Annotated in this window: 16 protein-coding genes; 14 read left to right on the forward strand and 2 right to left on the reverse strand. The window is 70.8% G+C overall.

Annotated elements, in window-relative coordinates; translation table 11 throughout:
• Positions 1 to 91: 91 nt before the first annotated feature.
• Together ACWGIC_RS21500 and ACWGIC_RS21505 are read right to left on the reverse strand one after the other, a co-directional pair.
• The gene (locus ACWGIC_RS21500) at positions 92 to 304 is read right to left on the reverse strand and encodes a hypothetical protein (protein WP_378313553.1); all 213 of its coding nucleotides are present in this window, start codon (positions 302 to 304) and stop codon (positions 92 to 94) included.
• 99 nt (positions 305 to 403) lie between these two features.
• On the reverse strand, positions 404 to 919 hold the full coding sequence (locus tag ACWGIC_RS21505) for a transposase (protein ID WP_452077714.1): 516 nt from the start codon (positions 917 to 919) through the stop codon (positions 404 to 406).
• A gap of 372 nt (positions 920 to 1,291) precedes the next feature.
• Between ACWGIC_RS21505 and ACWGIC_RS21510 the strand changes: the two genes are divergently transcribed.
• The 14 genes from ACWGIC_RS21510 to ACWGIC_RS21575 form a co-directional block, all read left to right on the forward strand.
• A complete protein-coding gene (locus ACWGIC_RS21510) occupies positions 1,292 to 1,519 on the forward strand; it encodes a hypothetical protein (RefSeq protein ID WP_452077715.1) in 228 nt (75 codons plus the stop codon).
• A gap of 94 nt (positions 1,520 to 1,613) precedes the next feature.
• Positions 1,614 to 2,405, forward strand: a complete 792-nt coding sequence (locus tag ACWGIC_RS21515; protein WP_452077716.1) for a YqcI/YcgG family protein — start codon at positions 1,614 to 1,616, stop codon at positions 2,403 to 2,405.
• Between the two features lie 13 nt (positions 2,406 to 2,418).
• Positions 2,419 to 3,237 (forward strand): arginase family protein, encoded by an 819-nt coding sequence (locus tag ACWGIC_RS21520; RefSeq protein ID WP_452077717.1) that lies wholly within the window; start codon positions 2,419 to 2,421, stop codon positions 3,235 to 3,237.
• 34 nt (positions 3,238 to 3,271) lie between these two features.
• Positions 3,272 to 4,132, forward strand: coding sequence for a diaminopimelate epimerase (gene dapF / locus ACWGIC_RS21525; protein WP_452077718.1), 861 nt, complete (start codon positions 3,272 to 3,274; stop codon positions 4,130 to 4,132).
• Positions 4,107 to 5,069, forward strand: a complete 963-nt coding sequence (cysK, locus tag ACWGIC_RS21530; RefSeq protein WP_452077719.1) for a cysteine synthase A — start codon at positions 4,107 to 4,109, stop codon at positions 5,067 to 5,069. Before dapF ends, cysK begins: the two co-directional genes overlap by 26 nt.
• A 32-nt stretch (positions 5,070 to 5,101) precedes the next feature.
• Positions 5,102 to 6,208, forward strand: a complete 1,107-nt coding sequence (gene metX / locus ACWGIC_RS21535) for a homoserine O-acetyltransferase MetX (RefSeq protein WP_452077720.1) — start codon at positions 5,102 to 5,104, stop codon at positions 6,206 to 6,208.
• On the forward strand, positions 6,205 to 6,978 hold the full coding sequence (locus tag ACWGIC_RS21540) for an SDR family oxidoreductase (protein ID WP_452077721.1): 774 nt from the start codon (positions 6,205 to 6,207) through the stop codon (positions 6,976 to 6,978). Before metX ends, ACWGIC_RS21540 begins: the two co-directional genes overlap by 4 nt.
• Positions 6,979 to 7,009: 31 nt before the next feature.
• A complete protein-coding gene (locus ACWGIC_RS21545) occupies positions 7,010 to 7,909 on the forward strand; it encodes an ATP-grasp domain-containing protein (RefSeq protein WP_452077722.1) in 900 nt (299 codons plus the stop codon).
• Positions 7,910 to 7,953: 44 nt separating this feature from the next.
• Entirely contained in the window at positions 7,954 to 8,802 is an 849-nt protein-coding gene (locus ACWGIC_RS21550) for an aminodeoxychorismate lyase (RefSeq protein WP_452077723.1), read from the forward strand.
• A gap of 489 nt (positions 8,803 to 9,291) precedes the next feature.
• A complete protein-coding gene (locus tag ACWGIC_RS21555; RefSeq protein WP_452077724.1) occupies positions 9,292 to 10,491 on the forward strand; it encodes a CynX/NimT family MFS transporter in 1,200 nt (399 codons plus the stop codon).
• Positions 10,492 to 10,548: 57 nt separating this feature from the next.
• Positions 10,549 to 11,055, forward strand: a complete 507-nt coding sequence (locus tag ACWGIC_RS21560) for a flavodoxin domain-containing protein (protein WP_452077725.1) — start codon at positions 10,549 to 10,551, stop codon at positions 11,053 to 11,055.
• Positions 11,056 to 11,228: 173 nt separating this feature from the next.
• On the forward strand, positions 11,229 to 11,363 hold the full coding sequence (locus ACWGIC_RS21565) for a hypothetical protein (protein ID WP_452077726.1): 135 nt from the start codon (positions 11,229 to 11,231) through the stop codon (positions 11,361 to 11,363).
• Positions 11,364 to 12,128: 765 nt separating this feature from the next.
• Entirely contained in the window at positions 12,129 to 12,575 is a 447-nt protein-coding gene (locus ACWGIC_RS21570) for a PadR family transcriptional regulator (RefSeq protein ID WP_452077727.1), read from the forward strand.
• Positions 12,576 to 12,705: 130 nt separating this feature from the next.
• Positions 12,706 to 12,812: PHP domain-containing protein (locus tag ACWGIC_RS21575; RefSeq protein ID WP_452077732.1), on the forward strand; the 107-nt coding region annotated here is incomplete at its 3' end.

Below are 12,812 nucleotides of genomic sequence, written 5' to 3' on the forward strand. Positions count from 1 at the left end.
TCCCCCCTTGTGCCCTACAGGGTCTTTCGCCCCCAAACCCCGGCGGGCCCCCCCCCCCCCGGGCCCCCCCGTCCGTGCCGAAAGCGATCGCTTACTGAGCGCCGGTCTCGCAGCTGGCGCCGCAAATGGTCTCCAAGCCGTGCTTGGAAGCCGGCACCGCGGCGCCGCCGACCCGGATGGCCTCGAGTTCGCGGACGCTCATCACGACGCGCGTGGCGACGCCGCCCGAAGGAATGAGCTCGACGAGCTCGGTCTTCAGGTCGAAGTTGCTGCTCTGCGTCGCGGTGCTGGTGGCTTCGCGCATGCGCTGCTCCCTTCGTCAGGCGGGACGGAACTCCCGCTGAAAAGCGAGTCTACGGTCCGGTACCGGCGCTGCTGAACGCTTTCCCGGCGGCAATTTGTCTCAGCTGGAATTCGGCCGCGACGGGTTTGTCTCAGCTGCTCGCCCCGGCGATTCCGGTTCGGGTTTCACGACTTTGCGCCTGCCGAACAGCTGCTCGACGAAATGTCCGCTGAACTCGCGCAGGATACGCGGCCGGGGCCGGTCGGCGGCGGCCGGGCGCGCCGCGGCTCCGGCGGACCGCAACCGCGCCGCCGCGGCTTCGGCCACCGCCCCGCCCCAGACGCGCGTCGTCGCGTCGGCGGTTTCGTCGCCGGCCAGTTCGCCGAGCGCCGTCCACAGCCCGGCGTTCGCCCAGTGGGTGAAGCGCCGATGAGCGGTTTGCCAAGAAACGCCGAACGTTTTCGGAAGGTCCCGCCACGCGCACCCGGTGGCGAGCACGTAGCAGATGGCCGCGAAGGTCGCTTCGTCCTGGATGCGCGGGGTTCCGCCGCCTTGCGGCCGGGCCGCCGGATCCGGCAGCAGCGGCTCGGCGAAGGGCCACAACGTCATCGGTGCGAGCCAGCTGAACCGGTCCATGCCCCCATCATGCGGCATCGGGCCCCGGTGCGGAACCCGGGAGTACCGTCCGTCTATTGTGGACATAGGGGTTTTGCCCGTATCCGCAGGCGGTTTCAGTGGTCCGAACCAGTTATCGCAGGCGATCCCGCACCGCGCCGGACGGGGATTGCGCCGGATGCCGCAGGCGGATTGGTCGGTTCCGGGTCTTGTCTCCACATATTCCGCACAATTCCTCGTTTTCGCGTAGAATGTTGTTCACCCGGTTGGTCGCTGCGCCGGTTTCGCCGGATCCATAGAGTTTGCAGGGCAGCTCTGGTCCAGTGGGGGAATCACCGCCAGCGGCTCCGAAACGCGGTGCGCACGCTGCCGCGCCGGGACGGACGGGTGCGGGTGAGCCCCGGACGCGCCGCGGGAGGCACCGAGCTGGTCAGCTGCGCGAACACCCCGAAACCGCAAGCCATTCCCTCGCTGCGCCCCGAGCACCACGCAGCCGAGCACGACCACGACCACCCGCGCCACCGTCCGCACCGGCCGGCGGCGCTTCGCGTGCCCGGACGATCGACGCCGCACCGGGCGGCCGTCGACCAGCCGGAATCCGTTCAGCGGGACTGCCGGTGAAATTCCTGCTCGACCGGCTCCCGCGCCACTGCGGCCCGGCCGGACGGCGGAGAGGACCACGTATCCCGAGGAAGAACCTTCCCGGAGGGCCGGAATGCACCGATTGCTCGAATCCCGCAGCACCACCCTGATCACCCAGCAGGAGGCCGAAACATTCGGAAACGACTGGCGCGCCGCGGCGTTCCGCGACGTCGAGTCCAGGCTCACCGACCGCGGTTTCCCTTGCGTCTTCTCGCGAAACGCGTTCCGCAAGCGGTTGCTGCTGTTCGCTTTCGCCGAGGACGCCGGGCCGGACGGCATCGCGAGACTCGGCTCCGCGCTCGCCGACTACGTCGAGCTTTCGGAGAACTGGAACGGCCACCTCGACACCGCGTACCCGTTGCTGATCGTGTTCTCGCCCGCGGCGGTCGCCGCGCGGTCGGTCGCCGAGTACCAGGCGTTCGGCTGGGAGGTGCTCCAGAGGCTGCACCACGTCGACCCCGCGCCGTGGCCGGAGAACGTCGGCACCGATCCCGGCGAAAGCTCGTGGTCCATGTGCTTCAACGGAATGCCGCTGTTTGTCAACATGAGCAACCCCGCGCACCAGGTCCGGCGCAGCCGCAACCTCGGCGGGCACTTCGTGCTCGTGGTCAACCCGCGCGAGCGGTTCGACGCGGTCGCGGGCGACACCCCGAGCGGCCGCAAGGTCCGCAGCAACATCCGGGCGAGGATCGACCGCTACGACGCCGCTCCGCGCGCCCGCCAGCTCGGCTCCTACGGCGTCGCCGGACTCGAATGGTGGCAGTACGGCCTGCCCGAGGAGGACGTCGACCGCACCGACACCTGCCCGTTTTCCTTCCGGGCAGCCGAAACCGCGCAGCCAGACGGGGCCGTGGCCCCTACCTGATCGGAGACAGGCGATGATGGAAGTGATCGTTTCCCAAGGCCGCATCGGCGACCGCGGCGCGGGAATGATCGAGGGCGCGGCCCGCACGGCGCGTGCGCTGGAGGAGCGGTACGGCCTCGAACCGCGTTTCGTCGGCACGCCCGCCGGTCCGGAGGACGACGACTGGACGGTCAGCCTCCCGGCGGCGGAGGAGACGCTTTTCGGTCTGGCACAAGCGGTTTCGGCGAGCGTCGCGGCGGGACGGCGCACGGTGCTGGCGGTCAACACCTGCTCGGCCAGCCTGGCGACGCTGCCGGCCGCGGTCCGGGCGTACCCGGACTGCGTGGTGCTGTGGATCGACGCGCACGGCGACTTCAACACGCCGGACACCACGGAATCGGGCTATCTCGGCGGAATGGCGCTGGCGGGCGCGTGCGGCCTGTGGGAAAGCGGGCACGGCGCCGGCGTCGACCCGAGCCGGGTCGTCCTCGTCGGCGCGCGCGACATCGACCCGCCCGAACGCGAGCTGCTGGACAAGGCGGGCGTGCGGATCATCGCCCCGGCGGACGTCACCGGGCAGCGGGTCGCGGCGGCAATCGGCGGCGCGCAGGTGTGGGTGCACATCGACTGGGACGTGCTCGAACCGGGCACGGTGCCCGCCGACTACCACGTCGCCGACGGCCTGCTGCCGGAGAAGATCCGCGAGATACTGGAAGCGATCCCGGCCGTCGACGTCCTCGGCATCGAACTGGCCGAGTTCGCCGCGACCGGCGACGAGAGCACCGACGCGCGCGCGACCGAGTCCATTATGGACATGATCGCCCCGGTGTTCGCGACCGCGGCGGTGCGATGAACCCGCGCACGACGGCCTTCGGAAGGCGGCACGGGTGAGCCTTTCGCTTCCGTTCACCAAAATGCACGGGTGCGGCAACGATTTCGTCGTACTCGACCTGCGGGACGCGCCAGCGCCGTCGCCGGAACTGTGCCGGGCGCTCGCCGACCGGCACACCGGCGTCGGCTGCGACCTGATCCTCGGGATCCGGCCGCCGCGCAGCGCTTCCGCGGTCGCGGCGTTCGAGATCTGGACCGGAGAAGGCGAAAGCTCGATGCAGTGCGGCAACGGCGCCCGCTGCGTCGCCTCCTGGCTTGTGCAGGCCGGGCTGGCAAGTCCGCCGTCCTTCGAGATCGACAGCCCGAGCGGCACGCATCCGGTGCAGGTGCTGGGAGACGGCGTGTTCAGCATCGGGCTGACCGTGCCGCGGTTCGCTCCCGAGCAGATCCCGCTGTCCGGGTTCGCGAGCCGGGACGGCCGGTACGAGGCCGTGCTGGCGGACGGGACCCCCGTCCGCTTCGCCGCGGCCTCGACCGGCAACCCGCACGTGGTGCTCGAAGTCGACGACGCCGGCAGCGCCCCGGTGGCGCGGCTCGGCCCGGCCGTGCGGGCGCTGCCCGGACTGCCGCCGACGGTCAACGTCGGATTCGCCGAGGTCGTGGCGCGCGACCGGATCCGGCTGCGGGTCCACGAGTTCGGCGCGGGCGAAACGCTCGCCTGCGGCAGCGGCGCGTGCGCCGCGGCCGCGGTCCTGATCCGGGCCGGGCGGCTCGACCGGAACGTGGCGGTCGAGGTCCCCGGCGGCGAACTCCGGATCGGCTGGCCTGCCGAGGAGGAGCCGATCGTCCTGGCCGGCCCGGCCACGACTGTGTACGAAGGAGGTTTCCGTCATGCCGCTGTACTCCAGCATTCTTGACGCGATCGGCCGCACGCCGATCGTGCGGCTGAACCGGATGGCGCCCGAGCACGTCTCGGTGTACGTCAAGGTGGAGTCGTTCAACCCGGGCGGCTCGGTGAAGGACCGGCTGGCGCTGGCCATCGTCCTCGACGCCGAGGCGAGGGGAGAGCTCAAGCCCGGCGACACGATCGTGGAGTGCACGTCCGGCAACGTCGGCATCGCGCTGGCGATGGTGGCGGCCGCGCGCGGGTACCAGTTCGTCGCGGTGCTCGGCGACACGTACTCGGTGGAGCGGCGCAAGCTGATCCGCGCGTACGGCGGCAAGGTGCTGCTGTTCCCCGGCCACCTCGGCAGCCTCGGCGGCAACCGGATCGCCGACGAACTGGCCGAGAAGCACGGCTGGTTCCGCGCCCGGCAGTTCGAGAACCCGGCGAACCCCGCCTACCACCGGGAGACCACGGCCGCGGAGATCCTGTCCGATTTCGCCGGGAAACGGCTGGACACCTTCGTCACCGGATTCGGCACGAGCGGCACGATCACCGGCGTCGGGCAGATGCTCAAACTGGCCCGGCCCGGCGTGCGGACCGTCGTGCTGGAACCGGAAAAGGCGGCCGTGCTGGCCGGGCAGTCGTGGAATCTGCACCAGCTGCAGGGCCTGGCCCCGAACTTCGTTCCCGGCGTGATGGACCGCACGGTGATCGACGAGCTGGTGACGATCGACGACGAGCTGGCCAGGGACACCGCGCGCCGCCTCGCCGCCGAAGAGGGGATCTTCGCCGGGATGTCGGCGGGCGCGACCCTCGCCGCGGCGCTGCGCGAGGCGGAGAACTCGCCCGAGGGTGCGGTGCTGCTCGCGATGCTGCCGGACACCGGCGAACGGTATCTGTCCAGTTTCTGGTTCGAAGGGATCAGCGACGGCTCGGACGACGAATGGCTGGCCTCGCTCGGCGAGTGACGCGCGACGCTCGCACGACCACACGGGATAGCATGATGCACGAGTTCATTCCCCCGGCTACGCGGTTCGCCCGGCTGCCGGAGAGATTCGCCATGAAACGCGGCGGCGTGCTGCACGGCGCGCGCGTCGCCTACGAGACCTTCGGACAGCCCAGCGCGGCAGGCGACAACGTCGTGCTGCTGCTCACCGGGCTTTCGCCGAGCGCGCACGCCGCGTCCGGCCCGGAGGACCCCAGCCCCGGCTGGTGGGAGTCGATGGTGGGGCCGGGCAAGCCGATCGACACCGACGAATGGCACGTGATCTGCGTGAACTCGCTCGGCGGCTGCCAGGGGTCGACCGGGCCCGCCTCGCCCGACCCGGCGACCGGGAAACCGTACCGGCTCGGTTTTCCCGAACTGTCCATTGAGGACATCGCGGACGCCGCGGCGCACACGGTGCGGCAGCTGGGATTCGAGCGGCTGGCGTGCGTCATCGGCGCGTCGATGGGCGGGATGAGCGCGCTGGCGCTGCTCGCCCGGCATCCGGAGCTGGCGCGCAGCCACGTCAGCATTTCGGCGGCGGCGTATTCGCTGCCGTACTCGATCGCGATCCGTTCCCTGCAACGGGAAGCGATCCGGTCGGATCCACTGTGGAACGACGGGTGCTACGTTCCGGAGCGCTATCCCGAACGCGGCATGCTGACCGCGCGCAAGATCGGCATGACCACCTACCGGTCGGCGCGGGAATGGGAACGCCGGTTCGGCCGCGAGAGATCCGGGCCAGGGGACGTCGCGTTCGGACCCGAGTTCGCCGTCGAGTTCTATCTGGACCATCACGCGCGCCGGTTCGTGCGCCGGTTCGATCCCAACAGCTACCTCTACCTCAGCCGCAGCATGGACTGGTTCGACCTCGGCGATCTGTGCGGTGGGGCCGCCGCCGAGGCGCTGGCGCGGCTGGGGGTCGACCAGGCGCTCGTGATCGGCACGGAGACGGACATCCTGTTCCCGCTGCACCAGCAGCGGGAGATCGCCGACGGGCTGCGGGCCGGGGGCGCGGACGTGGAATTCCTCGCGCTGGAGTCCGATCTCGGCCACGACGCGTTCCTGGCGGACCTCGACAGTTTCGGGCCGCCGGTGGCGAAGTTCCTGTCCACGCTGTGACCGCCGGAGAAGAGCAAGAGAGCGAGACCGATTTGGAGAACACCATCGCCCTGGTCACCGGGGCCAACCGCGGCATCGGGTTCGAGATCGTGCGCCAGCTCGCCGAACGCGGCGTCCGCGTGGTGCTCAGCGGGCGCGACGAAGCCGCGGTCGAAACGGCCGCGGCGGGATTGCGCGAAGCGGGTCTCGCCGTCGAGGGGCTTCAGCTCGACGTGACCGACCCGAAGAGCATCGCCGCCGCGGCGGCGGCGCTGGAAAACCGGTACGGACGGCTCGACATCCTGGTCAACAACGCGGCCGTGCGGATCGAGAAATACGGGAAGCGGCCGTCCGAGCAGACGCTGCCCGAATGGCGGGAAACCTTCGACACCAACCTGTTCGGCATGGTCGAGACGACGCTGGCGATGCTGCCGCTGATCCGCAAGTCGGCCGCCGGGCGGATCGTGAACGTGTCGAGCCTGCTCGGTTCGCTGACCCTGCACAGCGATCCGGAGTCCTACACCTACAGCGACACCTTCAAGGCGCTTCCGGCCTACAGCGCCACGAAAAGCGCGGTGAACTCGTGGACCGTGCACCTGGCCTACGAGCTGCGGGACACGCCGATCAAGGTCAACTCGGCGCACCCCGGCTACACCAAAACAGGGATGAACGACGGGGCGGGCGACCTCGAACCGCCGGACGGTGCCGTGACCAGCGTCGAACTCGCGCTGCTCGACGAGAACGGCCCGAGCGGCAGCTACGTGCACGCCGGGAAAGTCCTGCCGTGGTGACCCGCACCGCTCCGATCGGGGGAACTGCTCGATGACCGCCGTCGCTCTCGTCACCGACCGCGTCAGCCTGCCCATCGACTACGACATGCCGCTGCTGCGCGAGGCCTGCGCGAAAATCGGTCTGGACACCGAGGTCTGCCAGTGGGAGGACACCGGCGTCGACTGGTCCCGGTTCGACGCGGTCGTGCTCCGCTCGCCGTGGAACTACGTGGACCAGCTGCCGGATTTCCTGGCCTGGTGCGAACGGGTCGAGGAGGCGACGCTCCTGCTGAACCCGCTCGCGGTGGCCCGGTGGGCGCTGGACAAATCCTATCTGGCGGACCTGGCCGCGCTCGGCGTCCCGGTCGTCCCGAGCCGGTTCGCCTCCCCCGGGGACGACCCGGACCTCGTGGTGCGGGAGGTGCTGGCCGAACACCGGGACGCGACGGAAATCGTCGTGAAACCGGGAATAGGCGCTTATTCGCGCAATGTCCGGAGATTCACCCGGCCGGCGGCGGCCGAGGCCGCCGAGCATCTGGAGAAGCTGTTCGGCGAAGGCGGGCACGCCCTCGTCCAGCCGTATTTCGAGTCGGTCGACCGGGACGGCGAAACGAACCTGATCTATTTCGACCGGCAGTACAGCCACGCGATCCGCAAGGCCGCGATGCTGATGCCGGACGGAACCGTGCACGTCCCGACCCTCGATTTCCGCAAACCGCGCGTCGCCGACGAGGACGAACGCGCGGTCGCCTCGGCCGCCCTCGACGCCGCCGCGAGCCATCTGGGCCTGGACCGGCCGCTGCTGTACGGCCGCGTCGACCTGGTCCGCGACGACCGGGGACAGCCGAGGGTGCTGGAACTCGACATCTGCGAACCGTCGCTCAACCTGCCCTTCGGCGACGGCAGCGCGCTGCGGTTCGCCACCGTTCTCGCCGAGCGGGTCGGAGCCTGACCCCCGTTCGGCCTCGTGCCACAGTGACGAAAGGATTGTGTGACGTGCGTGTTCTTGGCTACCTGGACGGTTCCGTAGCCGACCCGGACGACCCGCGGATCAAGGTCGCCGACCTCGGGCTGCTCCGCGGCGACGGAGTGTTCGAGACGGTCCTGATCGAGGACGGCGAACCGCGGGAACTGGACCTGCACCTGGACCGGCTCGCCCGGTCGGCACGGATGATGGAACTGCCCGAACCGGACGACGCGCAGTGGGAGCGCGCCATCCGCGCGGTCGTCGAAGCCTGGCCCGACGACAGCGAAATCGCGATGAAGCTCATCTACACCAGGGGATTGGACGGCGAACCCGACTCCCCGCCGACGGCGTTCGCCCTCGGGCTCGAGATCAGCCCGAAGATGATGCGCGAACGCACCGAGGGGATCGCCGCGATCACCCTGGAACGCGGCATCGAACCGGGCCTCGCCGAACGCGCGCCGTGGCTGCTGCTGGGTGCGAAGACGCTGTCCTACGCGGTCAACATGGCCGCGCTGCGCGAGGCGAACCGCCGCGGCGCGTCGGACGTCATTTTCACCGCGACCGACGGTTCGGTGCTGGAAGGACCGACGGTGTCGGTGATGATGGTCCGCGATCGGACGCTGTACACGCCGCCGCCGATCATCGGCATCCTGCCCGGGACGACGCAGGCCGCGGTGTACCGGGGAGCCGAACGAGCCGGGTTCACCGCGAAGATCGAAACGCTGACCGCGGACGACCTTTTCTCCGGGGACGGCGTTTTCGTCGCGTCGTCGGTGCGCAAACTGACCCGCGTGCACACCCTGGACGGCAAGGAACTGCCCGACTCGACCGAATTGCACCGGGAATTGAGCGCGGCCTACGAATCCGTGTACCGGTAAGGATGTTGCCGTCCCGGCGCGGGACCGGGCAAGATCGGAACCGACGATTCCGCCCGCCCGGCTCCTCGTGATTCCCGGAGCCGGGAGGGCGGGCTGGGCAGGAATATTCCGGCCAGCCGGACGCTGCGCCGCGTCGGGGCGGTTTCGCCCTTGGCGGCAGCGGTGGCCGGTTCGCGCGGGGAGAGGATCCGATGATCGAGGACCCGGTTCTGGCGGTTGCTTCCGGGGTGCCGGGGGTTCCTCGGTGCTGAGGCCGTCTCGTGAGCGTTCGCCTCGTTTCGGTGGCTTGCGGGTGCGGGACGTCGCTGCGTTCCGGTCCGGTCGAGGTCGCCGTTTCGCGAACCGTTTCCCGCTTGCCGAGGGCTTTCGGCTTGGGAGCCGTCGCATGAGCGCCCGCGTGGCTTCCGAGCGCGGGACGCGGCCGTGTCCCGCACCGGTCCCGCGCCCGGTTTCCCCCACCCCCGCACTTCCCGTCGCGGAGGCCGCCGCATGACCGCCCGGCCCGCCCCCGCGCCCCCGGAACGCGGGACCCCGCTGCGCCCCGGGCTGATCCTGATCGGCGTCCTGCTGATCGCCACGAACCTGCGGGCCGCGATCACCACCCTCGGCCCCATCCTCGGCCTAGTCCAAACCGACCAGGGCCTTTCCTCCGTGGCGGCGTCCGTCCTGGTCAGCGTGCCGCTCATCGCCTTCGCGGTGTGCTCGCCGATCGCGCCGAAGGTCGCCGCGAAACTCGGGCTCGAGCGGGCGCTCGGCGCGGCGGTGCTGCTGCTCGCGATCGGGATCCTGCTGCGCTCCACGCCGCCGCAGCTGCTGCTGTGGACCGGGACCGTGCTGCTCGGGGTCGCCATCGCGATCCTGAACGTCCTGCTCCCGGCGCTCGTCAAACGCGATTTCCCCACCCGCATCGGGCCGATCACCGGCACCTACACCGCGGTCCAGTCCGGCGTCGCCGCGATCGCCGCCGGGATCGCGGTCCCGCTGGCCGGGCAGCAGGCCGGGGGGTGGCGGTTGTCGCTGGGCGTCTGGGCCGGGCTCGCGCTCGTGGCGCTCGGGGTTTTCCTGCCGCAGCTGCGCCGATCCGCCGCCGCACCGGCGCTCGCGCGCACGACCGGCGCCGCTCGGCCCTGGACGAACGCACTGGCCTGGCAGGTCACCCTTTTCATGGGCCTGCAGTCGCTGGCCTTCTACGTGCTGGTGACCTGGCTGTCCTCGATCGAGCACGCCGCGGGCATCAGCTCGGTGACCGCCGGGTTCCACCAGCTGCTGTTCAACCTGTCCGGCCTGGCAGGCAGCCTGGTCTGCTCCGCGCTCATCCACCGGCTGCCCGACCAGCGCGCGGTCGCGATCACCGGATCGCTGCTGCTGACAGCCGCGCTGACCGGACTCCTGGCGGCACCGGGAATCGCGGTGCTCTGGGCCGTTCTCGCCGGGTTCGCGGGCGGGATCACGCTGGCGCTGTCGCTGTCCCTGTTCGGCTTGCGCACCAAGGACTATTCCGACGCGGGCGCGCTGTCCGGAATGGCCCAGTCCGCGGGCTACACCCTCGCCGCGCTCGGCCCGATCGCCATCGGCGCGATCCACGACGCCACCTCGTCCTGGACGCCCGCACTCGGCGTGCTGATCGCGCTCGCGCTGACCCAGACGGTGTTCGGCGCTCTCGCCTCAAGGCCGAAAACGATCGCCTGACCGTCCGCGGGGCTCTTCGGCCGGGCGCGGTCGGTCGCCGGGGTGGACAATAAGGACATGATCAACGTCCTCGTCGCGCACGCGGGCAAGCACGGCGGCACCCGCGAGATCGCCGAAGTCGTCGGCGAGGAACTGCGCGCCGCCGGGTTCGCCGTCGACGTGCGCGACGCGGGCGAGATCGACAGCGTCACGGAGTACGCCGCAGTGGTGGTCGGCAGCGCGCTTTACTACGCGCGGTGGCGGCCCGAAGCGGTACGCCTCCTGGAGCGCCACACCGAAGCGCTGCGGGCGCGTCCGGTCTGGTTGTTCCACAGTGGACCGTGTGGCCCCGGCGCGCGCCTGACCCGGGTAAGCCTGCCCGCGCGCGTGACGCTCCTGGCCGCCGCGATCGACGCCGGCCGCACCGAAACCTTCGGCGGCCGCCTCGACCCGGCGCTCGCGGACGGCGTGCTGGAGAAGCTGATGGCGAGGGGCAGCCGGGTCGGGGATTTCCGCGACTGGGAGCGGATCCGGGCTTGGGCGCGGGACATCGGGCGGCGGGTGCACTCCCGGGTGGCGATTTGAGCCGGGGCGGGGCCTGGCCGCTGTGAGGTGGGCGAGGTTGCGTTGAGTCCCGGTGCCTCGCCGCCGCACCAGGTGCAGGCTAAGCCGGGGACCGAAAAAAGCCAGGGGCAAGGGATAGCGCAAGCTCGGCGCCGACCAGTGAATTCGTTCCTCGCGCATGGCTCGGCTGGAGGATGGACGCGTTCGGCTATTTCCCGTGGTCCCGGTTCATCGCGGTCGTCGTGCTGACCTCGCCGGGCAAGGAGGCGAAGTCCAACCGCTTCGGCGGGGAAGGCTCGACGGCCGCGTCCGGTGGAACGTCCGGCTGATCCGTCCCGTCCGCGCTCGGGTGCCTTGCCGTCGAACGATCGGCGATATATCGTGGGCATATCGGCGATCGTTCGATGATGGAGGAGGACCACATGACGAGGACAGCAGGCGGGGGACATCTGTTCCGCGGTTTCGGCGGCCCGGAACGCTCCGGCGGGTGTGGGATGCCGTTCGGATTCGGCCGTCCTGGACCGGTTTGGCCTGGTGACGGGGGTCGAGGGGGTCAGTTCGGCGCGCCGGGTGCGCAGCGCGGCGGGCCGGGCGAGAGGAGGGGGCGACATCCGGGCGGGCCGGGGGAAGGGCATGGGTGGCCCTGGGGTGGAGGGCCGGACGAGCATGATGACTGGCCAGGCGACCGGGGGGAGCACCCGGGCCACCCAGGCGGGCACTTCGGTCGCCCGAGCGAGCACTCCGGTGACTTGGGTGGGCACTTCGGCGACTCGGCCGAGCACCTCGGTCGCCCGGGCGGGCACTCCGGTGTCTTGGGCGGGCACTTCGGCCACCCGGGTGAGCACTTCGGTCACTTCGGCGAGCACCCGGGCCACCCGGGTGACGAGCAAGCCTGGGACGACACAGTCTTCGAAGCCCGCGGAGGCTTCCCGCCGGGGCCGCCCCGCCCGCCCGGGCCTCCCGGACCGCCGCATCAGCCGGGCTTCCCGGGTTTCCCTGGCTTCCCCGGGTTTCCCGGCGGGCCGGGCGGTCCCGGGGGCCCAGCAGGCTTCTTCGGCGGCCCACCGCGCGGCGGCCGGGGCCCGGCACGGCCTGTGCGTCCGGCGGTCCTCGCCTTGCTGGCCGAGGAACCCCGCCACGGCTACCAGCTGATGCAGGAGATCCGCCGCCGCACGAACGACGAGTGGCGGCCCAGTCCGGGGTCCATCTACCCGATTTTGCAGCAGCTCGAGGACGAAGGCCTCGTCCGCACCGCGGAGGAGGGCGGCCGTCGCGTCGCGCATCTCACCGAGGCCGGGCGGGAGCACGTCGCCGGGCGCGAGGAGGAGTTCGCCGCGCTCTGGGAGTCTCCGGCGCGCGACGAAGAGCCGGGCGCTGACCGGTTCGCGGCGCTGTATCAGCAGATCGGCGAGCTGGCCGGAGCCGCGGCACAGGTCGCGCACGCCGGCAGCGAGGCGCAGTTCGCGGAGGCGCGCAAGGTGCTGCGCGAAACTCGCCGCCGGTTGTACGCGTTGCTCGCGGACGACGACTCCGAAGAATAGAAAATCCGCCGGTGGATGGGTCCACAAAGGACTCGTCCACTGGCGGCCACCTCGGGGTACAACCGGAGGTGGTCCAAGCGCGCGTGTCGGTTGTTGGACGGCGGCTCGGTGCGGCGGGTCCAATGCGGCCATGTCATCGTTTGTCCACCTGCACGTCCACACCGAGTACTCCATGCTGGACGGTGCGGCGAAGATCGGTCCTTTGTTTGCGGAGGCGGCCCGGTTGGGCATGCCCGC

The sequence above is a fragment of the Amycolatopsis sp. NPDC054798 genome, assembly GCF_053611505.1.